The following is a 22,473-nucleotide window of genomic DNA, read 5'->3' as shown; positions in this document are numbered from 1 at the left end:
ATGGCTATTGAAACGAAGCAACCATATGAAAAAGAATATATCGAACAGTTTTCTGAAAAACAAAACGAACCAGAATGGATGAAGGTATTTCGCACCCAAGCATTAGAAATTTCTAAGAACTTGGAGATGCCAAGACCTGATAAAACGAATATATCTAAATGGAATTTTACGAAATTTAATTTAGAAGCTGAAATAAATAAACTTGATTCGTTAAAAGATTTACCAGATGATATCAAAGTATTCGTTGATACGGATAAAGATGATCATAATTTAGTCATCCTTCGTAATCAATATAATGCTTATGAAATGATTTCAGATAAATTAGCAGATCAAGGTGTTATCTTAACTGACATTTTCACTGCACTACAAAAATATCCGGAACTAGTTCAAAGATATTATATGAAAGATGCTGTTGCATTTGACGAAAATCGTTTAACAGCTCTACATGCAGCATTAATGAATGGCGGTATTTTTGTTTATGTACCCAAAAATGTTGTTGTTGAAGAACCTCTTCAAGCAATTTTTTGGCAAGAAGATAATAATTTTGCTTTATTTAATCATGTTATTGTTGTAGCAGAAGAAAATAGTTCCCTAACATATGTAGAAAACTATATTTCTTTTAACAAAGATGAAGAAACTGTTGCAAATGTTGTAGCAGAAGTAATTGCACATGACAATGCATCTATTTCTTTTGGTTCTGTTGATAACTTTGCACATGGTACTACCGTTTATATGAATCGACGTGGAATTGCTTATCGTGACGCGAAGATTGAATGGGCATTAGGTCAAATGAATGATGGTAATACGGTTTCAGAGAATATAACGCATTTGATTGGAGATAATTCCTTCTCTTATGCTAAAGCAGTATCAGTTGGACGCGGAGATCAAATCCAAAACTTTACTGCAAAAATTGTCAATTATGGAAAACGTTCAGAAGGACTTATCTTACAGCACGGAGTAATGAAAGATAGTGCCTCTGCCATTTTTAATGGTATCGGAAAAATTGAACATGGTGGTACAAAAGCAAATGCTGAACAAGAATCCCGTGTTTTAATGCTTAGCAAAGATGCACGAGGAGATGCAAACCCGATTTTATTAATTGATGAAGATGATGTAACAGCAGGCCATGCTGCATCAGTAGGTCGTGTTGACCCGATTCAATTGTATTATCTTATGAGTAGAGGTATCTCGCAAAGAGAAGCAGAACGCTTAGTAATTCACGGCTTCTTAGCACCTGTTGTTAATGCAATACCAATTGCAGCAGTTAGAGAACAATTAACTGAAGTTATTGAGAGGAAAGTATACTGATGGATGTAAAAGCTGTCCGTTCACAATTTCCGATTTTAGATCAAAACGTTAACGGAAGTCCTTTAGTATATCTTGATTCTGCTGCAACATCGCAAAAGCCATTACAGGTAATTGAAGCAATTAATGCTTATTATCGTCTAGATAATTCAAATGTCCATCGAGGAGTTCATACCCTTGGTACGCGTGCAACTGATAAATATGAAGGCGCTCGTGAAAAAGTAAGAGGATTTATTGATGCAAAATCAACAGAAGAAATTATCTTTACAAGAGGTACGACTACATCAATTAACACAGTTGCTAACAGTTATGGTCGTACTAATCTTTCTGAAGGTGATGAGATTGTTATCACTTACATGGAACATCATAGTAATATCATTCCATGGCAACAGTTGGCTAAATCTACAGGTGCTAAACTAAAATATATACCACTTCAGTCTGATGGAACAATCACATTAGATGATGTACGCCAGACTATAACAAGTAAGACTAAAATAGTGGCGGTAATGCATGTATCCAACGTTTTAGGAACTGTTAATCCAGTTAAAGAAATTGCTACAATTGCACATGAACATGGTGCGGTTATACTTGTAGATGGTGCACAGGCAGTACCACATATGAAAGTTAGCGTTACAGATATTAATTGTGATTTTTATGCATTTTCAGGTCATAAAATGTGTGGTCCAACAGGTATAGGCGTATTGTATGGTAAGAAAGCGTTACTTGAAAGAATGGAACCAGTAGAATTTGGTGGAGAGATGATTGATTTTGTTAATCTTTACGATTCAACCTGGAAGGACTTGCCTTGGAAGTTCGAGGCTGGTACACCGATCATTGCAGGTGCAATTGGTTTAGGCGCAGCGATTGATTTCTTACAAGATATTGGTTTAAATGAAATTACAGCACATGAAAATAAAATTGTTACGTATGCAATGGAACAAATTCGCACAATAGATGGTTTAACAACATATGGTCCAAAAGAACGTGCTGGATTAATTACGTTTAATCTAGATGATGTTCATCCACACGATACATCAACAGTATTAGACGCTGAAGGTATAGCAGTACGTGCAGGGCATCATTGTGCACAACCGCTAATGAAGTGGTTAGAAGTCACAGCAACTGCTCGTGCAAGTTTTTATTTATATAATACAACTGATGACGTGGATCGTTTCGTTACTGGGTTAAATAAAGCGAAGGAGTTTTTTGGTGATGTCTTTTGATAATCTGGAAACATTATATCGTCAGGTAATTATGGATCATTATAAAAATCCGCGAAATCGTGGTTCATTTGAAGAAGAGTCATTAACAATTAATATGAATAACCCTACCTGCGGTGATCGAATTCAATTGCATCTTTTAGTAGAAGACAATCAAGTGAAAGATGCTAAATTTGACGGAGAAGGTTGTTCTATTAGCTTATCATCTGCATCAATGATGACACAGGCGGTTAAAGGAAGAACAGTAAACGAAGCATTAGAAATGTCACAAATGTTTTCTGACATGATGTTAGGAAAAGATGTTGACACAGAGAAACATGAATTTGGTGATATAGAGGCCCTTCAAGGTGTTGCAAAGTTTCCTGCACGAATTAAATGCGCAACATTAGCTTGGAAGGCAATGGAAAAAGGTATTAAAGAACAAGAGGAAGCATAACGTTGAAACTAGCAAATGCTTATTTTCTAGTTTAGTTAAGCAAACTACTTGAACAGGAGGGGTTTAATAATGGCTAAAAACGCACCGGAAGTCGGAGAATATAAATATGGGTTTCATGATCGTGATGTTTCAATCTTCCGAACTGAAAAAGGGTTAACACAAAAAGTTGTGGAAGAAATTTCGAACATGAAAGAAGAACCCCAATGGATGTTAGACTACCGTTTGAAAGCTTTAAAACAATTTTATAAAATGCCTATGCCACAATGGGGTGGAGATCTAGCTGAATTGAATTTTGATGAAATTACGTATTACGTAAAACCATCAGAACGTTCTGAGAGAACATGGGATGAAGTACCTGAAGAGATCAAAAACACTTTTGATAAATTAGGAATTCCAGAAGCAGAACAGAAGTATCTTTCTGGTGTTTCTGCTCAATATGAATCTGAAGTGGTTTATCACAGTTTGAAACAAGAATTAACTGACAAAGGTATTGTTTTTAAAGACACGGATTCTGCATTGAAAGAAAATGAAGATCTGTTTAAACAATATTTTGGTAAAGTTATTCCTTCTGCAGATAATAAGTTTTCAGCATTGAATTCTGCTGTATGGTCTGGTGGATCATTTATATATGTTCCTAAAGGTATTAAGGTCGATACACCATTACAAGCATACTTCCGTATTAACTCAGAAAATATGGGTCAATTTGAACGTACACTTATTATCGTAGATGAAGGTGCTTCCGTACACTATGTAGAAGGTTGTACAGCACCAACATATACAACTAACTCACTACACAGTGCTGTTGTAGAAATCTTTATTAAAAAAGATGCGTATTGCCGTTATACAACGATTCAAAACTGGGCTAATAATGTTTATAATCTTGTAACAAAACGTGCAATTTGTGATGAAAATGCAACAATGGAGTGGGTAGATGGAAACATTGGTTCTAAATTAACAATGAAGTACCCAGCTGTTATTTTAAAAGGTGAAGGTTCTCGTGGTATGACCCTTTCAATTGCTATTGCAGGTAAAGGGCAACACCAAGATGCTGGAGCGAAAATGCACCACTTAGCTCCAAATACGTCATCAACAATTGTTTCGAAATCCATTTCAAAACAAGGTGGAAAAGTGACGTATCGTGGTATTGTTCATTTTGGACGAAAAGCACACGGAGCACGTTCAAACATTGAATGTGACACGTTAATCATGGATAATAAATCAACATCTGATACTATTCCTTATAATGAAATTCTTAATGAAAATATTTCATTAGAGCATGAAGCGAAAGTTTCTAAAGTATCAGAAGAACAACTTTTCTATCTAATGAGTCGTGGTATTTCCGAAGTAGAAGCGACTGAGATGATCGTAATGGGATTCATTGAACCATTTACGAAAGAATTGCCTATGGAATATGCCGTAGAAATGAACCGTCTAATCAGCTTTGAAATGGAAGGCTCAATTGGTTAATAGTAATAGCTAGAGAGTCCGTTAATTCGGGCTCTTTTTTCTTTTAAAATTTTCAGATATAATGAATAAGGATATGTATTCTTAATTGATTATAAATAGTGTTGAAATAGGAAAAAGATTATATTAAATAGAACGGTTGTGAACGAATGTTTTTTCTTATTTGCATTCTAATTGGTTTCGTAGCTACCTTTGTTGGTAGTATTGTAGGACTTGGTGGTGGTGTAATACTAGTACCAATTTTACTAATATTAAATAAATTTCTCTTAAGCTTTGAATGGGCAAGTCCACAGCATATTGTAGGTATATCACTAATAGTTATGATTTTCACGGCTTTTTCATCAAGTTATACATATTATAAAAAAGAAAGAATTGATTTTAGAAGTGGGTTTCTTTTCGTTATGGGTAGTGTTCCAGGTGGAATTATTGGATCTTGGACCAATCAATTCTTTGATTCGGAGAGATTTTCAATATATTTAGGAATAATTATGCTATGTATGTTTGGCTTATTCTTCTTTAGGAAAACAACAGAACCAGTGACAACAAATAAACGTTGGCAAATAAATCGAACGACAAAAGTCTATCAGAAAACATATACATATCAATTTTCAATTTTTGCCGGTTTTCTGCTGCTTTTATAGTGGGTACGCTTTCTGGTATGTTTGGAATTGGTGGGGGATCATTAATGGTTCCAATTATGGTATTAATCTTCCGTTTTCCCGCTCATACGGCAACAGCAACATCCATGTTTATGATACTTTTTACAAGCATTTCAAGTTCTGTTGCACATATAATGTTAGGAAATATCATGTGGGAATATGTTTGGTTGTTTATAGCTGGTGCGTGGTTTGGTGGTATACTTGGTGCAAAAGTAAATCAACAAATGAAGAGCGGTACAGTTGAATTCCTGTTAAGGGCCTTATTATTAATTATAAGTATCCGATTGATTTGGCAAGGGATAGAATAGAGGGGTTATAGATGAGTGAAGATATTTTTTTCTACTATACAAGCGATTTACATAGCCATTTCGAAAATTGGCCTAAAATAACACGTTTTCTAAACAATAAAAGAGCCGAAAGAATTCGTGAAAAACAATCCTATTGGTTATTTGATAATGGAGATCATATGGATCGATTTCATCCCATATCGGAAGCTCTACTTGGGCAAGGAAATGTTGCGTTATTAAATCAAGCAAAGTATGATTTTGCAACGCTAGGTAATAATGAAGGCATTACATTGGAGCATGCTGATTTATTTCAACTATATGATGATGCCGAATTTTCTGTTGTTTGTGCAAATTTGTCTAGTTTGGATGGTGCAAATCCTAACTGGCTTAAGGCGACTGATCAATTTGAAACACTTTCCGGAGTAAAAGTAGGTGTTATTGGACTAACAGCTCCATTTCATGCCTTTTATAATCCGCTCGGTTGGCAAGTAGAGGATCCGTTTGAGGTATTAGAAAGGGAGTTAATTAAATTAAAAGATGAAACGGATATTATTATACTTTTATCTCATTTAGGCATTAATGAAGATGAGTGGATTGCTGACCATTATCCAACTGTGGATGTGATAATTGGTGGGCATACACACCACTTATTTCGAGATGGATACACTCGTAATAAATCGATCTTAACCGCAGCTGGAAAGTATGGTCACTATGTAGGAGAGATTATCCTGACATGGGACCATCAATTGCAACAGGTGATTAATAAACAAGCGTATGCGACTCAAATTGACCATTTAGAAGAAGATAGCGATACACAAAAACTTGTTGATCAGCAGACAACAATTGCAAATAAACGCTTAGAACAGCCGATCACCACGCTAACAAAACCATTAGCCGTAAATTGGGATCAAGAAACCACTTTAATTAAGGATTTGACAAAAACATTGTTAGATTGGACAAAAGCTGATATCGCAATGTTAAATACTGGTTTATTATTAGAGTCACTACCTGAGGGACGTGTTACTTATGCTGATATTCATCGCATTTGCCCTCATCCAATTAATCCTTGCGTTGTAACATTAAAAGGACAACAACTAATCGAAGTAATCCGTGTAAACTTAACTAAAGCCTACAAGGAATTAGAGGTTCAGGGATTTGGATTTCGTGGAAAAGTAATAGGTAAGATGATTTATGCAGGGTTAGAGATAAAAACAGGGATGGATGAGGATGGCGAAGAAAGACTAAACGAAGTAAGCTTTGGGAATAGTCCCATTGACCCGAAGAAAACGTATACGCTTGCTACAGCAGATATGTTTACTTTTGGGCATCTTTCACCAGAAATAGCGCGTTCAAAGTCAAAAAAATTCTTTATGCCTGAGTTCATCCGTGATTTACTTGTTAAGACGCTAAGGGATAATAATTAATATAAAATTTTTATCATATTATGTAGATAATTGTTGGAAAGTCTGATAGTATTTGATTAAATAACGAAAGACTTCGTAATGAGTAAGGAGATCGTAATGAGACTAGTCGCGACAAGATCAATTCAAGAGGGTAGTGAACTCGCTAAGCCTATTTATAATGGTAAAAGTAAAATCCTAATTCAAAAGAATGTAAAGCTAACATTCTCTATGATTCAACGTTTAAAGCAATTAGGTATTACATATGTATATATCAAGGATGCCCTTACTGAAGATATCATGATCAACTCGCCGATTCCGGATGAATTACGATTGGAAGCGATCCAAACTGTGAAAGAATCATTTGCAGGTTATCGAAATCAGGGATTTGGTAAGAATGCATTTCTTCTTGAAAAAACAAATGTAAAAATGGACAACTTGGTTAACACAATGGTCAATCAAATACAGAGAAATGACGAAGTATTATCTATTATGTCAGACATATTTATTAGCGACGATTATGTATTTTCACATTCCGTTAATGTGACCATTTATTCGTTGGCACTTGCTAATGAATTGAAACTGAATAATAAAAAAATTAAAAGCCTAGGTCTTGGAGCTATGCTTCATGATGTTGGTAAAGTATTTATTCCAGAAGGCGTTTTAAATAAGACTGGAAAGTTAACGGAAGAAGAATTTGCTATTATTCAAGCACATCCAGAAATGGGGTTTGAATTCTTACGCCAATCTTCTTCAGTGCCGTTATTGGTTGCTCATTGCGCTTTTCAACACCATGAACGATTAGACGGATCGGGATATCCCCGAGGATTAAAAGGCAATGAAATTCATCAGTTCGGGAAAATTCTTGGTGTAGCAGATGTTTTTGATGCTGTAACGAGTAATAGAGTGTATCGCGATGCAATGTTGCCTCAGGAAGGCTTAGAGATATTATATGCTGGTAGTGGTACGCTATTTGATCAAGAAATGGTTCGAACTTTTCGGGAAACAATAGCTATTTACCCCAATGGAGTTACAGTACAATTAAGTGACAACCGGACAGCAATTGTCGTTAAACAAAATACACCTTTACAAGAACGACCGATAGTTCGGGTACTAAAAGAAAATAACATAGAAGTAACACCATACGATCTTGATTTATCAGTTGCATTGGATGTTATGATTATTGAATATAATATTTAAATGCATTTTGAATACTATCCTCCCATTGAACAGCATATTGTTTTCTAGGGGGGATTTTTGTGCGAAGAAAAACTAACCATAAAAGATTACACATATCACCTTCTAGTAGACATCTTCTTTTTATTACTACGATATTATTTGTTATCGCAACGTTGGCCAGTATTGTAATTGTTAATAGGGGCATTAAACCCGTTTTATTAGAAATTGCTGAAACACGTAATGAGAATTACGCGAATATGGCAATGGGGATCGCTGTAAATAAAAAGTTAAATGAAGATTTAGAAGTTGAAAACCTTATTGACTTTCAATATGACGATAGTGGTCAAGTCGTAAGTTATCAAATAAATGCAGCTATGGAAAATAGAGTACAAAGGAATATCCAGTATAGGGTGGAGAATTTTATACACCAGCTTGAAAGAGGTATTGTGCCTGATACAAGTGCACCTTTAGATGTAGACATTGAGTCAGAGGAACAAACAACAATTGAAGCAATACAAGATAAATCAAATTTAATAGAGATTCCACTTGGGCAGGTATTAGGCTTGCCGTTACTAGCTAATTTAGGCCCCAAAATACCTGTTAATTTAGAGTTAATTGGTTACGTGAACACAGAAGTTGAAACAAAAGTTAGTGACGTGCAAATTAATAGCGTACATATTGAACCGGTTGTACATATTGAAGTCGAAATTCGTACCATAATTCCATTTGGAACAAAGACCGCTAGAATTGAGCAAGAAATTCCAATAGGTAGTGGTGGATATAATGGAGACGTTCCACAATATTACAGTCCAAACAAAGATGATAATACTAATTTATCTGTTCCAATTGACCCCTTGCAATAAAGTTTGTTGCTTGGTAAACTATTGTAGATAAGAATTGAAAAAAGTAACCTATCCTTTTAAAAAAATAGAAGGGCAACAAAGCGCTAAAGAAATTTGTTGCCTATAATCAGTAATAGTTAATGTTGCTATTGCTGATTTTTTATGTTTTCTATATCAAGACTAGGTTTTACTTCTTTTAATCAAATACAATGGGAGGTTAACAAATGGAAGGAGAAATTTATTCCTTAATTCCAGCAGTGTTAATGTTAGTACTAGTGTTAGTTACTAGAAAAGTTTTGTTATCATTAGGTGCAGGAATTATTGTGGGAGCACTAATGCTTCAAAACTTTAATATAGTTGAAACAATCAAAGAAGTGGGCATCGCTTTTCGAAACATTTTCTATCAGGCAGAAAGTGGTTTTGAAGTAGGGAACTTATATTTATTATCATTCTTACTACTATTAGGAATCATTACAGCCTTTATGACCGCATCTGGTGGTAGTAAAGCGTTTGGCGACTGGGCAATTCAGAAGGTTAAATCACGTCGAGGTGCACAATTGCTTCCTTCATTTTTAGGTATTTTAATATTTATTGATGACTATTTTAATAGCCTAGCTGTTGGTCAAGTTGCGCGTCCTGTAACGGACCGTCATAAAGTATCACGTGCTAAATTAGCATATTTTATTGATTCTACTTCTGCACCTATAACTGTCATTACACCAATTTCAAGTTGGGGTGCCTATATTATTGGAACAATAGGTGGAATCTTTATAGCAAATGATGTAACAACATATCAACCTTTAGAGGCATTTGTGAAAATGGTCCCGATGAATATGTATGCTTTTGCTGCAATCTTACTCGTCTTTTTAGTAGCACTATTTAATATCAATGTAGGGTCTATGAAGAAGCATGAAACGAGAGCTATTAAAACTGGCGAATTATTTGATGAAGCCAAAGGGAATATTGCTGGGGATCTTAAATCGGATATACGTGCACATGAAAGTGGTAAGATTATGCATTTGATTATACCTATCGGATTACTAGTAATTGGTACGATCATTGCAATGCTAATGACTGGATATTTAGAGATACAGGGACAAGTTACTCTTCTTAGACTATTTGAGTATACGAATGTTAACTTATCACTTTTTATTGGTGGTTTATTAGCAGTAATTTTTGCATCCATTCTTTATGGCTTTCAAAAACATCCAAAAACAACTTTCTTTTCTATTTATAAAGAGGGAATACGTTCAATGCTCCCAGCAATATATATCTTAATTTTAGCGTGGATGATCGGCACAATTATTGACCGCCTAAATACTGGAGCTTATTTAGCTGAACTTGTGGAAAAAGCTGCTATAAGTCCAAATTATCTAGCATTACTACTATTTATAGTGGCAGGATTTATGGCTTTAGCAACAGGTACATCTTGGGGGACATTCGGAATTATGCTTCCAATCGCCGCACAGATTGCTGTGGTAACTGATGTGGATCTAATACTGCCAGCAATGGCTGCTGTACTAGCTGGTTCTGTTTTTGGAGATCATTGTTCACCAATTTCTGATACATCGATTTTGTCATCGACTGGAGCAGGTTCAAATCATATTGACCACGTCTTAACACAACTACCTTATGCTTTTATTAGTGCATTTGCGGCTGGTATTGGCTATCTTGTTTTAGGTTTAACAGGTCTAGTAAGTATTGGATTAGTAGCTACATTAGCAACTATTTTAGTCATTGCTTTTTTAGTTGTTATTTCAAACAATAAGAAAACAGCATAATCTGTTAAAAGATGTAGGACGGATCATTTCATTGAAATGATCCGTTTTTTCTATTTTTTTAATAATTACTTAACCTTTGCAGTGTAAAACAGGCCCTTAAACCTTTGTATAACAAGGAAGTCTAGCAATCCAAAAAAAATTGACTTCACGCTTCTAGGGTAATCATCAATGCGTTTGATCTAACTCACTTGAGGTAAACTGCGACATAACATACCGCTTTGGAAATATACTTCGCTTTCCGTGGGCACGGCTTCAGCTAACTTAGTAAAGCAAATAGCGCTTTACTAAGTGGATCTTCAGCCCGCGCTGTTCCCACAGGAGTCTACGTATATTTCCAAAGCTAGTTCAGAATCTACATGATGATTGAGTATGGAATAATGACACTTTAGCTAGACAAGCTTATCAATTGTTTATATTCTACATTACAATTACTGTTTTTCTTCAAACTTGCTTCATTCCCTAGATAACCTAATTCTTCATAGTGAATATTGTTGTTTATTTCTCCTAACTAGCGTATCAAATGAAATTGGCGACACTCCTGCAGGAACAGCGCGGGCTGAAGATCCACTTGGAAGCGTTCTTTGCTTCCAAGTTAGCTGAAGCCGTGCCTGCGGAAAGGGAGTCAATTTCACTTGAGTAGCGGGTCAGGAGATTCTGTTATGTCACAGTTGATGACAATTCCGACGCAAGTAATGTTATGCCGGAGTATATGTTTATTCGGTAATAAAAAAAGGATGCAGCCTTTTTTAGAGGCTGTAATGTAGTTTATCACGTATAGCCAAACTTAAAAGAGTCGACGATTAGCCCTTTTTTTTTTTGATGAGGAAGTTTAGATAATTAAATTCAATAAATGTTCATAAATCTTCCTTTGACAGAAGCAAGCAGTCTCGTTATAATCAGTAAATATCAGAAAAAAATAAAAATTTGAAACATTCCATTTTAAAACGTACATATTTAAAAAGTATGTATTATTTTAGTGCAATTTTATAATTTTCTATTGTTAATGGGGATGTGTTCATTTTGAGAGGAGAGTTTTTATGGAAAATCGGTCTCAGTGGGGAACTCGTATAGGCTTCCTACTTGCGGCAATGGGATCAGCAATTGGTTTAGGAAACATTTGGAGATTCCCTGCAACAGCATATGAAAATGGAGGAGGAGCCTTTTTTATACCATATTTATTCGCCTTATTAACAGCAGGTATTCCATTGTTAATTATGGAGTACACAATAGGCCATAAATATCGTAGTTCATCTCCACGTTCATTTAAACGAATCAGTAAAGGAATGGAATGGATAGGTTGGTGGCAAATTGCTATTTCATTCATTATCTCAACGTATTATCCAATTATTGTTGCGTGGGCAATCATGTATGCTTATTTTTCAATTGGACAAAGTTGGGGAGATGATCCTACAGGCTTTTTCGTAGGAGATTTTTTACAAGTAGCAGAGGCAGGTACTTTTGGTTCAATGGTACCAGCGGTTCTATTTCCATTAATTGCGGTTTGGGCAATTGTTTTTCTCATTCTTGGTAAGGGTGTTAAAAAGGGAATTGAAGTTGCAAATAAAATTTTCATTCCGTTATTAGCTGTTACTTTCATCATCATAGTTATTCGCGCTATTACATTACCAGGCGCTTTGGATGGTCTTGAAGCATTTTTCGCTCCAGATTGGTCAATGATTACCAATGGATCAGTATGGGTGGCGGCATATGGACAGATATTCTTCAGTTTATCAATTGCATTTGCAATTATGATCACATACGCTTCTTATTTACCGAAAAAAGCAGATATTACAAATAATGCATTTATTACTGGTTTTGCTAACTCATCATTTGAATTGTTAGCTGGTATTGGTGTTTTTGCGGCATTAGGTTTTATGGCAAATGAGACAGGTCAATTGGTTTCTGACGTTGCTACAGGTGGCGTTGGTCTTGCTTTTATGGTCTTTCCAGAAATCATTAGTCAAATGCCAGCATCCGGATTTTTCGGTATTTTATTCTTTGGTTCTTTAGTATTAGCGGGATTATCATCGCTCGTTTCTATTTCGGAGACATATATTGCAGGTGTCCAAGAAAAATTTAATATCTCACGTGGTTTAGCAGTAACAATTGGTGGGGGACTTGCAGCAATTATATCGTTATTCTACGCTAATCAAGGTGGTTTAAATCTTCTTGATACAGTGGATTACTTTATTAATAATTATGGAGTAGCGTTAGCTGGATTATTTGAAGTTGTTGCAATTGCTTGGTTTGCGCGTTCTCTGAAAGATTTACAAGCATATGCAAATGATGTATCAGATATAAGACTTGGAGCTTGGTGGAGATTTTGTCTAAGTGTCATTACGCCAATTGTACTTGGTTATATGATGTTACAAAACTTACAAACAGATATCAAAGAAGCTTATGGCGGATATCCAATCGAATTTTTATTTAACTTTGGTTGGGTAGTTGCGATTGGTGCCATGTTCTTTGGTGCATTAATGACAACCAAAAAGTGGCCGAAAGAATAGTAAAATAATGAAAGGAAAGGAGTGAAAGACTCATGTCTGGAGCTGCTATTACAATGTTTGTTATAGGTGTAGTCATTATTTGGGGAGGTTTAGCAGCAAGTATTATGCATGCTGTTAGGGCTTCGAAATAAAAAAGAAGTAAGAGGCTGGGACATAACTAGCCAAAATAACGAAAAAGATTCCGATCATCTTAGGAAGATGGTCGGAATCTTTTTTTGTTGGATTATTTTCAGAATTTGTTGCACCATGCGCATGCTTAGCCGTGTACTTTCTCAAGTTCACCGCCATGAATGCAAATCCTAATTCATTTTCCACTTTCTTCTTGCCTCTTACTGACATACGAGTGAAACGCAAATTAGCCTTCAAAAATCCGAAGACTGGTTCTACATCTATTTTTCGTTTGCCATAAATTTTACCGGTTTCTTTTTCTGAAAGCTGCTGTTTTGTGTATGCTTTTTGTTGTTCCCATTTTTCATTATAATAAATTTTTCGATTCTTTCCTTCCTTTGCTTTTGTACAGTGGGAACGCAACGGACAATCCGAACAGTCTTCACATTCATAGACTTTAAAGGATCGGGTGAAGTTATCTTTATCTGTTCGATTAGATAGATACTGGAAAGCCACTTTTTTATCATTTGGACAACGGAAAGAATCACTCGCTTCATCATACGCCCAGTTCATTGTGTTAAAAGGGTCTTGCTTATATTTCTTTGTCTTCTCTTTTCGATACATATTGTATGTAATCAGCGGGATGCGCTCCCGATTAATGCGGACATCTTCATAATTCTGTTCACTTCCATACCCTGCATCAGCTACGATGTAGGTGGGAAGTTCAAAGAAGCTTTCCTCGATTTTATCTAGAAAAGGAGTGAATGTGCGTACATCAGTTGGATTGGGAAATACGTCATATGCGAGTGTATATTGTCCTTCGGTCGCAATTTGTACATTGTAACCTGCTTTTAATTGGCCATTATTCATATAATCGTCTTTCATGCGCATAAAGGTGGCATCATGGTCTGTCTTTGAATAACTATTGCGCGCTTCAAATATAAGCCTATCCTTTTCGTATTTTTGTTTGCGTGCTACGTAATCTTTAAACTGTTTGCGGTATTTTTTTGGTGTTTTCCTTGCAGAGCGAAGCTGCTTCCGTTTGCTGGCATCTTTACTTTCTTCGATCTGTTTGTCGTATCCTTCAACGGTCTTCTCTAGTTTCTCAACTACTTTTTCGAGTTCTTTAGTGGATAGTTCTTCCGTACTTTCGCGTTCTATTTCTGGAATAATTTCGTTTGCCAATAATTCATCGTACAGTTGATTTGATTTCTCCACCAAATTCGCACTGTATTTTTCAATCGCTTTTCGCCAAACAAACGTAAATTTATTGGCATTTGCTTCTATTTTGGTGCCATCAATAAAGATCGCTTCCTGGTCAATCAGCTCTTCTTTCACCAGTTGGCATCGAAATTGTACAAAACATTGGCGTAACAGTTCTTGTACTTCTTCATTGACTCGAAAACGATTAATCGTTCGATAGCTTGGCTCATAACCTTGCGCTAACCACATCATACGTACACTATCTTTCAGTAATGATTCAATTTTTCTTCCAGAGAAAACAGATTGCGTGTAAGCACATAAAATAACCTTCATCATCATGCGTGGATGATAAGCAGGACAACCTGTTTCATGTAAGAAAACAGAAAATGCTTTATCAGGTATTTGTTCTACTAAGTCATGGATCGTATAGGCAATATCATTTTTTTGTAATTTCATTTCAAAATCTAACGGCAAAATTACTTTATTCATGTTATAATCTTTAAACATAAGGATACCTCCGATTGTTATTGTGTGGTACTTTAATTTTATCAGAAGGTATCCTTTTTTACTTACTAAAATTTTCGGTTTTATAAAAAAGTTGCATCTTCCAACTACCGTTGGAAGATGCAACTTTTTATTGTTTATCTGAGTTTTGTCCCCGCCTCTTACTTTATTTTTTTGCTTCCTTTTCCCATCTACTTAAGTATGGATAGGGATCAAAAGACCATTCACTATAGCCATTATCTTTGTAAATACCATAATGAAGATGAGGGGGGAACTTACCAGATGTTCCTGGTGGACCATACCCTGTTGCGCCAACAGATGCAATCACATCTCCTGGTTTTACTACATCTCCAACTTTTAAATCGTCTTGAAAACCATTTAAATGAGCATAGTAATGGTAGTTATTATAAATGTCACGAATACCTACACGCCATCCACCGAATTTATTCCAACCCATTATTTCAACAACACCGTACCTTGTTGCTTTGACTGGTGTTCCGTAATTTGCAAAGATATCTGTTCCTTCATGTATGCGTCTACCACCAAATCCACGTGCATCTCCCCATGTATTCCGATAACTGTAATTGTATTGAAGTGGAATAGGAAAATCGCTGTCATTGAGACTAATCGTTTCAAATGTTTTATAAACAGAAGCTATTTGCATAATGGATTGAACAGTTAATGCCCGTTGATAATAATTCCATAATGCAATCTTAATATCTTGCTTTGTATTTCCTTCTTTTGCGAGCATACTTGCCATTGAATAAATTACGTCTTCGTCATTTGATCGGTCTGCTTGATTATCTCCATTTCCATCTTTACCAATACCCTCAAATAGATTAATTAGACTAGGATTTGTATCTTTGCTTGGATTTGCAATGCCAAACCAGCTTTCTTCAGAAAACTTGATTTTAATGCGCTTTTTCGGATCCGTTTCTTTCTCAATATTTTTTTCATATTGATTGATTGCTGCAAGGTAATACCAAGGGATCTGAGTAAGTGCTTCAGTCTTTTTAAATAATGCCATTTTTTCGTTATCCTCTTCTTGATCAGTTGCATCCGTTGCCAATGTATGCGGGATCGAAAAAGATAGTAGTAGAAAAGTGGCAACTAATACGCGTTTAAACATGTCATTCAACTCCTGTAAATAGATGGATACAAGTAACTATAGTTTGTACGACCTTTTGTAAAAGATGAGATGAAAAACTAACCAATTATCAATTTATTAGTAAAAGTTTGTTTTTTAGTGAGGAGCGTCTAGTGTTTAGAAGTAAGAATATGATAAACTATAAACAAGCTATTAACAGGTTTACTGAATATTGTTAGAGGATTGATGACAAAGGGAGAATGAATAAATATGATTGAAGTAGCAGGACAACAATATGAAGTTATAGAAGATGTAAAAGAAGGTTTTCAGCAAGAGGCTTTCGAAGAACGTTACAGTGAAATTCTAACGAAATACGACTTTATAGTTGGTGATTGGGGTTATGAACAACTTCGATTAAAAGGATTTTATGATGATCAAAACCCAAAAGCTGCCTTTGATACAAAAATAAGTACGATTGATGATTACTTATACGAATATTGTAATTTTGGTTGTGCTTATTTTATTGCAAAACGCATTGTTCAGTAAATCCAACTGAATAATGTGTTTTTTATTTTACAAATATAACCAAATTATTATTTTGTTACTTTAATAAATGGTGTTTTCTTGGTATAATATAACTTAAAATCTTAAGGAGTGATTGTTTAATGAAAATCAAGCAATTAGAAGATAAATTTGGACGACCTCTGCAAGATTTGAGGATTTCAGTAACAGATCGTTGCAATTTTCGTTGCAGCTACTGTATGCCAAGAGAAATATTTGGAAAAGATTATGTCTTTATGCAAAAAGATCAACTTTTAAATTTTGAAGAAATAGAACGATTAGCACGCGTTTTTGTTCAATTAGGCGTTAAAAAAATACGATTAACTGGTGGAGAACCTCTATTGAGACGTGATCTACCGAAATTAATAAAAAAGTTAAATGCTATTGATGGGTTAGATGATATTGGTTTAACTACAAACGCCGTACTTTTAGGGAAGATGGCAAAAGATCTAAAAGATGCAGGATTAAAACGTGTAAATGTTAGTTTAGATGCTTTAAATGATGAGGTTTTTCATTCTATTAATGATACAGCTGTCCCTACTAAAGTAGTATTAAAAGGCATTGATAAGGCACTGGAAGCTGGTTTAGGTGTGAAAGTGAACATGGTTGTTAAAAAAGGAATGAACGACCAAGAAATTGTACCGATGGCAAAGTACTTTAAAGATAAGGGAATTACTTTACGCTATATTGAATTTATGGATGTAGGTCAATCAAATGGTTGGGATTTTAGTCAAGTAATTACTAAGAAAGAATTACATGATGAATTATCGAAATATTTCGAATTAACACCTGTTGATCCTGACTATTTAGGTGAGGTGGCTAAACGCTATAAATATGCTGGTACAGACAGTGAAGTCGGATTCATTACATCTGTTTCAGAATCTTTCTGCTCCACATGTACAAGGGCACGACTTTCTGCTGATGGAAAATTTTTCACCTGTTTATTTGCTGTTGAAGGTTTAGATTTAAAAGAGATTATTCGCTCTAATGTAACAGATCAAGATCTAACAGAAGCGATTGTTCCTACATGGGAAAAAAGAACAGATCGCTATTCAGATGAACGAACAGAAGAAACAGTTAAGAATCGCAAAAAAATTGAAATGTCCTATATAGGTGGTTGATAACGTGGATGATAGATACTCCAGGCAAGTCCTATTTCGGCCTATTGGTATGGAAGGTCAAGAAAAAATAAATAATAAACACATTTTATTAGTTGGTTGTGGTGCCCTAGGTTCTGCAAATGCAGAAGCTTTAGTACGTGCTGGAATAGGACATTTAACTATTATTGATCGTGACTATGTCGAATTTAGTAATTTGCAGCGCCAACAGTTATTTACAGAAGAAGATGCACGCTCCAGCTTGCCAAAAGTAATAGCTGCCAAAAATAAATTAACGCAAATCAATTCAACAGTTCATATTGACAGCCATGTGATGGATGCGACTAGCAATACATTACGCCCCTTATTGGATAATGTTGATATTGTTATTGATGCGACAGATAACTTCGATACCCGATTTATCTTAAATGATTTACTACAGCAGTTACGAATACCATGGATATTTGGAGCATGCGTTGGTAGTACGGGGATGAGCTTTACTGTTATTCCTGGAGAAACACCATGTTTAAACTGTTTATTACCTGCGATTCCACTTGTGGGTGCGACATGTGATGCGGTTGGCATAATTGGTCCTACTGTTCAAATGGTTGTTGCACATCAAACAACGGAAGTCTTGAAATTACTCGTCGAGGATAGAGAAACACTTCGATCTAATTTGGTTACATTTGATTTATGGCACAATCAATTCCAAACAATTAAAATGGATCGAGCTAAAGATCCAGATTGTCCTACTTGTGGGAGTAATCCAAGTTATCCCTATTTACAATATGACAAGCAAACAAAAACCGAAATATTATGTGGTCGTGACACCGTTCAAATTCGAAACAATCGGGAAATATCACTAGAAGATTTAGCGAAACATCTAGAAAAGGTTGGAGATGTTAGTCAAAATGGTTTTCTATTGGTTTTACACTATCAATCGTATCGTCTTGTCTTCTTTAAAGATGGTAGAACATTTATTCATGGTACAAATTCAATTGAGTTAGCAAAAAAGATTTATTACCAGTTAGTTGGTTAAAGGGGCGATTAAATTGGAAAGCAGAAACCCGATAAAAGTATCTATTGCTTTAAATCGAATTATGTCTTTTATGAAAAAACAAGGAATTATGAAACAGGTTCCAATTGAACAAAGTTATCAGCGTTTTGTAGCAGAAGATATTGTAGCTGATCATGATGTACCACCATTTAATCGTTCCCCATATGATGGCTATGCTATCAATGCTTCAGATACGGCAGATGCATCGACAGGAAATTCTATTGAAATGAAAGTCATTGGTGAAATAGGCGCTGGTACTGTTTTTACTCAATCAGTTGAATCAGGGCAAGCAGTTAGAATTATGACGGGTGCAGCCATTCCAATAGGCTGTGATGCAATAATTATGTTAGAACATGTTACAACGAATCAAACAAAAGATCGCGTCATTATAAGTCAAAAGGTAAATAAAGATGAGAACGTCTCTTTTCAAGGAGAAGATACAAAAAAGGGAGAAACACTTGTAAGAAAAGGTACCTATATTACGCCGGGCGTTGTTGCCTTATTAGCTACTTTTGGTTATAAGACTGTCCCGGTAATTATCAAGCCCAAAGTTGGTATTATTGCAACAGGCAGTGAATTACTAGAGATAGATCAGGAAATGGAGCCAGGTAAGATTCGTAACAGTAATACTACTATGTTAGAAGCGCAAATAAAAAGAGCTGGTGGCGAGCCAATCAATCTAGGACAGTTTAGTGATGATTTAGCGCTTTGTTTTAAACAAGTAAAAGAGGGGCTTGGAAAAGTAGATTTCTTACTCACAACTGGTGGAGTATCGGTTGGTGATTATGATTATCTACCTGAAATATATCAGATGCTTGAAGCAGAAGTATTATTTAATAAAGTAAGTATGCGTCCTGGCAGTGTTACAACAGTTGCTGCAGTTGATGGCAAATTATTATTTGGCCTTTCGGGTAATCCATCCTCTTGTTTTGTTGGATTTGAAGTCTTTACCAAACCAGTAATTCGTCGTTTTTTACATGCTGACAATGTATATCCAAAGGTTGTTACTGTTCATTTAGGAATAGATTTTGCAAATCCAAATAAATTTGATCGATTTGTTCGTAGTAAATTAATGTATAAAAAAGGTTCTATTTCTGTGGTTCCTTCAGGTCTAGATAAATCAAATGCAGTAACGTCATTAGCAATGGCTGACGCACTTACGGTGTTACCTGGTAATGAAGTAGGCTATAAAGCAGGTGAACTAGTTAAGGCCTTACTATTAGATGATCAAGAAGGTACAGTTGACTTTTTAAAGGATGATGAAGGAGATGATTACCAATGACATCAGAATTGTACGTGGTAACGGATCAGGCTATTCAATTAGACGACGTTGTTAATAAGGTAGAAAGAAGAGAAGCTGGGGCAATTACTACATTTATTGGAACGGTAAGAGAGTGGACAAAAGGAAAACAAACACTCTATCTTGAGTATCAAGCATATATACCGATGGCTATTAAAAAGATGGAAGAAATCGCTAACGAAGCATTAGAAAAGTGGCCAGACAGTAAAATAGCTGTAACACATCGAATTGGAAGATTAGAAATATCTGACGTTGCAATTGTGATTGCTGTATCTTCACCCCATCGTGAAGCGGCTTATAGGGCTAATCAATATGTGATTGAGCGAATGAAGCAGGTTGTACCTATTTGGAAGAAAGAACACTGGGAAGACGGTGAAACGTGGATTGGTGATCAATCAGGTAAGGTTTCCTATCCAGAAGGAGCTCCAACTAAAAAGGATGTGTTTAATGGATGAAAGTTTTGTTGTTTTCTCATTTACAGGAGTCATTAGGAACAGCAGAAGTAGAATTAGATTGGAAACCCCAGTCTGTTGAGGCATTCAAGCTTAAATTTAAAGAGGTGTATAATGTAACAGGGTTAGATCAGGTTATGATTGCAATAAATGAATCGTATGCAATGGATACAGATATTATTGAACCAGGAGATGTTGTTGCGTTAATCCCACCAGTAAGTGGTGGATAATTTATATGGTCAATAAAAGAGACTTAATACGAGTATCAGAAGCAATTAAAAAAATGATGGGATATAGCTATCATGGTAAGAAGGAATATGTCGCAATTGAAGATAGCTACCGACGTTATTTAGCAGAAGATATAATTGCAGATCATGATGTTCCACGATTTGATCGTTCTCCTTTTGATGGTTTTGCTATCCGCTCCTGTGATACGAAAGAAGCATCTAGAGATAATCCAGTCACATTATCTGTTGTTGGAGAAATTGGTGCTGGCAGTATTTTTAAGCAACATGTGCAACATAATCAAGCGGTAAGGATTATGACAGGTGCGCAGATTCCAACTGGATGCGATGCTGTGATTATGCTCGAACTAGTTAAGGAACAACGAACGGAAGCTATAATTAGGATCAAACGAAAGATAAAACCAAATGAAAACATTTCATTTCAAGCGGAAGATACCGGAAAAGGGACAGTTATTGCAAAAAAAGGAACAGTAATAAACCCTGGTATGGTTGCTTTATTAGCTACATTTGGCTATAAGAATGTTCCAGTAAGTGTGCAACCAAAAGTTGGTGTTATTGCAACAGGTAGTGAATTATTAACAGTTGATGAACCGCTCGTGCCTGGGAAAATACGTAATAGTAATTCGTATATGATTCAAGCACAATTAAAGCGGGTTGGAGCAAAGGCTGCTTATTTTGGAAAGTTTAGTGATGATATTGAAGTATGTTTTAAACAGATGAAAGAGGCATTGAACCAATTTGACTTTTTGATTACAACGGGTGGCGTATCTGTCGGAGATTACGATTATTTACCAGCTATTTATCGTAAATTAGAAGCAACTGTTTTATTTAACAAAGTTGGAATGCGGCCAGGAAGTGTTACCACAGTGGCTGAAGTAGAAGGGAAATTACTTTTTGGTTTATCTGGAAACCCATCAGCATGTTTTGTTGGATTTGAACTGTTTGTTCGACCAATTATCCGCACTTTTTTATCAGACCCAAAGCCATTTCCAAAGACAGTGAAAGCAGTTCTAGGCGCAGATTTCTTAAAACCAAACCCATTTGATCGATACGTGCGTGCTAGCACAACATATCAAGATACACAATTAGTTGCTACCCCAGTCGGTTTGGATAAATCTAATGTTGTTTCGTCTCTTGGAAGTGCGACTGTTTTGATTGTTCTTCCAGGTGGAACAAAGGGATATCAAGCAGGAGAAAAAGTCTGGATATTATTATTAGATGATCCTGATGGAGACACTTCCTATCAAAATCCACGTTAATATAGAAGGGGGCGTAAAATTGCCGTTTTACTTACAGGTAGTTGGTTATAAAAATAGTGGAAAAACAACGATGATGCTGCGGTTAATTGATTACTTTTGTGAAAAAGGTAAACAGGTTGCTACTTTAAAACATCATGGTCATGGTGGCATGCCTGTCGGATGGGAAAAGACAGATAGCGTTCGACAACAACATGCTGGCGCAATGCTTTCTGGTGTCCAAGGTGAGAATGTCTTTCAAATTGTAGGTGATGAGGCTTGGAGTTTAGAGAAAATGCTTACCTTTTATGCACCCCTTCCAATAGATATTGTTCTTATTGAAGGTTATAAAAAGGAGAAGAAAGATAAAATAGTAATGATTTCTAAAAAGGAAGAGATTGCTTTACTTGACCAGCTAACACATATAAAGGCAGTAATAACCATACTGCCAATACAAGAAAAAAAATATCCCTTCCCAATTTATCATCCAGATGATTGGTTACTATTAGCCAGAAAGTTAAATGAGGAATGGTTCAGCTAGTCG

General features: G+C 35.7%; 22 protein-coding genes. 20 read left to right on the top strand and 2 right to left on the bottom strand.

All coding sequences use genetic code 11. The annotated features are described in order from the left end of the window. The 12 genes from sufD to DM447_RS13665 all read left to right on the top strand — a co-directional run bounded on the left by sufD (position 1) and on the right by DM447_RS13665 (position 13,211). Complete coding sequence (gene sufD, locus DM447_RS13715; RefSeq protein ID WP_112181756.1) at positions 1-1,308, top strand: Fe-S cluster assembly protein SufD; 1,308 nt, start codon at positions 1-3, stop codon at positions 1,306-1,308. Then, positions 1,308-2,528: a cysteine desulfurase gene (locus tag DM447_RS13710; RefSeq protein ID WP_112181755.1), complete on the top strand. Its 1,221-nt coding sequence runs from the start codon at positions 1,308-1,310 to the stop codon at positions 2,526-2,528. Before sufD ends, DM447_RS13710 begins: the two co-directional genes overlap by 1 nt. Then, a complete protein-coding gene (gene sufU / locus DM447_RS13705; RefSeq protein ID WP_112181754.1) occupies positions 2,518-2,961 on the top strand; it encodes a Fe-S cluster assembly sulfur transfer protein SufU in 444 nt (147 codons plus the stop codon). Before DM447_RS13710 ends, sufU begins: the two co-directional genes overlap by 11 nt. A 69-nt stretch (positions 2,962-3,030) precedes the next feature. Further along, complete coding sequence (gene sufB, locus DM447_RS13700; RefSeq protein ID WP_112181753.1) at positions 3,031-4,428, top strand: Fe-S cluster assembly protein SufB; 1,398 nt, start codon at positions 3,031-3,033, stop codon at positions 4,426-4,428. A gap of 146 nt (positions 4,429-4,574) precedes the next feature. Beyond that, positions 4,575-5,066, top strand: coding sequence for a sulfite exporter TauE/SafE family protein (locus DM447_RS18575; RefSeq protein WP_241964527.1), 492 nt, complete (start codon positions 4,575-4,577; stop codon positions 5,064-5,066). A 44-nt stretch (positions 5,067-5,110) separates the two neighbouring features. Continuing rightward, positions 5,111-5,392: a sulfite exporter TauE/SafE family protein gene (locus tag DM447_RS18570; RefSeq protein WP_232824110.1), complete on the top strand. Its 282-nt coding sequence runs from the start codon at positions 5,111-5,113 to the stop codon at positions 5,390-5,392. Positions 5,393-5,403: 11 nt separating this feature from the next. Further along, on the top strand, positions 5,404-6,795 hold the full coding sequence (locus DM447_RS13690) for a bifunctional metallophosphatase/5'-nucleotidase (protein WP_112181752.1): 1,392 nt from the start codon (positions 5,404-5,406) through the stop codon (positions 6,793-6,795). A 96-nt stretch (positions 6,796-6,891) separates the two neighbouring features. Further along, positions 6,892-7,971, top strand: a complete 1,080-nt coding sequence (locus tag DM447_RS13685) for an HD-GYP domain-containing protein (protein WP_112181751.1) — start codon at positions 6,892-6,894, stop codon at positions 7,969-7,971. A gap of 59 nt (positions 7,972-8,030) precedes the next feature. Further along, complete coding sequence (gene yunB, locus DM447_RS13680) at positions 8,031-8,813, top strand: sporulation protein YunB (RefSeq protein ID WP_241964526.1); 783 nt, start codon at positions 8,031-8,033, stop codon at positions 8,811-8,813. A gap of 203 nt (positions 8,814-9,016) precedes the next feature. Further along, the gene (locus tag DM447_RS13675; RefSeq protein ID WP_112181750.1) at positions 9,017-10,573 is read left to right on the top strand and encodes a Na+/H+ antiporter NhaC family protein; all 1,557 of its coding nucleotides are present in this window, start codon (positions 9,017-9,019) and stop codon (positions 10,571-10,573) included. Between the two features lie 1,037 nt (positions 10,574-11,610). Continuing rightward, on the top strand, positions 11,611-13,080 hold the full coding sequence (locus tag DM447_RS13670; protein ID WP_112181749.1) for a sodium-dependent transporter: 1,470 nt from the start codon (positions 11,611-11,613) through the stop codon (positions 13,078-13,080). Between the two features lie 32 nt (positions 13,081-13,112). Further along, entirely contained in the window at positions 13,113-13,211 is a 99-nt protein-coding gene (locus DM447_RS13665) for a methionine/alanine import family NSS transporter small subunit (RefSeq protein ID WP_112181748.1), read from the top strand. On the opposite strand, the gene DM447_RS13660 is transcribed toward DM447_RS13665, so the two are convergent. Further along, positions 13,195-14,898, bottom strand: a complete 1,704-nt coding sequence (locus tag DM447_RS13660; protein ID WP_112181747.1) for an IS1182 family transposase — start codon at positions 14,896-14,898, stop codon at positions 13,195-13,197. The genes DM447_RS13665 and DM447_RS13660 overlap by 17 nt on opposite strands. Positions 14,899-15,061: 163 nt before the next feature. Next, entirely contained in the window at positions 15,062-16,024 is a 963-nt protein-coding gene (locus DM447_RS13655) for a M23 family metallopeptidase (RefSeq protein WP_112181746.1), read from the bottom strand. Positions 16,025-16,252: 228 nt separating this feature from the next. Here DM447_RS13655 and DM447_RS13650 point away from each other — a divergent pair, with 228 nt between their 5' ends. The 8 genes from DM447_RS13650 to mobB all read left to right on the top strand — a co-directional run bounded on the left by DM447_RS13650 (position 16,253) and on the right by mobB (position 22,470). Next, complete coding sequence (locus DM447_RS13650) at positions 16,253-16,528, top strand: YutD family protein (protein WP_112181745.1); 276 nt, start codon at positions 16,253-16,255, stop codon at positions 16,526-16,528. A gap of 119 nt (positions 16,529-16,647) precedes the next feature. Beyond that, complete coding sequence (moaA, locus tag DM447_RS13645) at positions 16,648-17,664, top strand: GTP 3',8-cyclase MoaA (RefSeq protein ID WP_112181744.1); 1,017 nt, start codon at positions 16,648-16,650, stop codon at positions 17,662-17,664. Between the two features lie 4 nt (positions 17,665-17,668). Further along, positions 17,669-18,679: a MoeB/ThiF family adenylyltransferase gene (locus DM447_RS13640; RefSeq protein ID WP_112181743.1), complete on the top strand. Its 1,011-nt coding sequence runs from the start codon at positions 17,669-17,671 to the stop codon at positions 18,677-18,679. Positions 18,680-18,692: 13 nt separating this feature from the next. Continuing rightward, a complete protein-coding gene (locus tag DM447_RS13635; protein WP_112181742.1) occupies positions 18,693-19,979 on the top strand; it encodes a molybdopterin molybdotransferase MoeA in 1,287 nt (428 codons plus the stop codon). Next, on the top strand, positions 19,976-20,452 hold the full coding sequence (locus tag DM447_RS13630) for a molybdenum cofactor biosynthesis protein MoaE (protein WP_112181741.1): 477 nt from the start codon (positions 19,976-19,978) through the stop codon (positions 20,450-20,452). Before DM447_RS13635 ends, DM447_RS13630 begins: the two co-directional genes overlap by 4 nt. Continuing rightward, the gene (locus DM447_RS13625) at positions 20,449-20,679 is read left to right on the top strand and encodes a MoaD/ThiS family protein (RefSeq protein ID WP_112181740.1); all 231 of its coding nucleotides are present in this window, start codon (positions 20,449-20,451) and stop codon (positions 20,677-20,679) included. Before DM447_RS13630 ends, DM447_RS13625 begins: the two co-directional genes overlap by 4 nt. Before the next feature lie 5 nt (positions 20,680-20,684). Continuing rightward, the gene (locus tag DM447_RS13620) at positions 20,685-21,953 is read left to right on the top strand and encodes a molybdopterin molybdotransferase MoeA (RefSeq protein WP_112181739.1); all 1,269 of its coding nucleotides are present in this window, start codon (positions 20,685-20,687) and stop codon (positions 21,951-21,953) included. 19 nt (positions 21,954-21,972) lie between these two features. Next, positions 21,973-22,470 (top strand): molybdopterin-guanine dinucleotide biosynthesis protein B, encoded by a 498-nt coding sequence (mobB, locus tag DM447_RS13615; protein ID WP_157967324.1) that lies wholly within the window; start codon positions 21,973-21,975, stop codon positions 22,468-22,470. Positions 22,471-22,473: the final 3 nt, after the last annotated feature.

Origin of the sequence: Paraliobacillus zengyii (genome assembly GCF_003268595.1) — a bacterium.
Taxonomy (GTDB): domain Bacteria; phylum Bacillota; class Bacilli; order Bacillales; family Amphibacillaceae; genus Paraliobacillus_A; species Paraliobacillus_A zengyii.
Note: the sequence above shows the minus strand (reverse complement) of the source record. Positions and strands in the feature narration are given on the sequence as shown.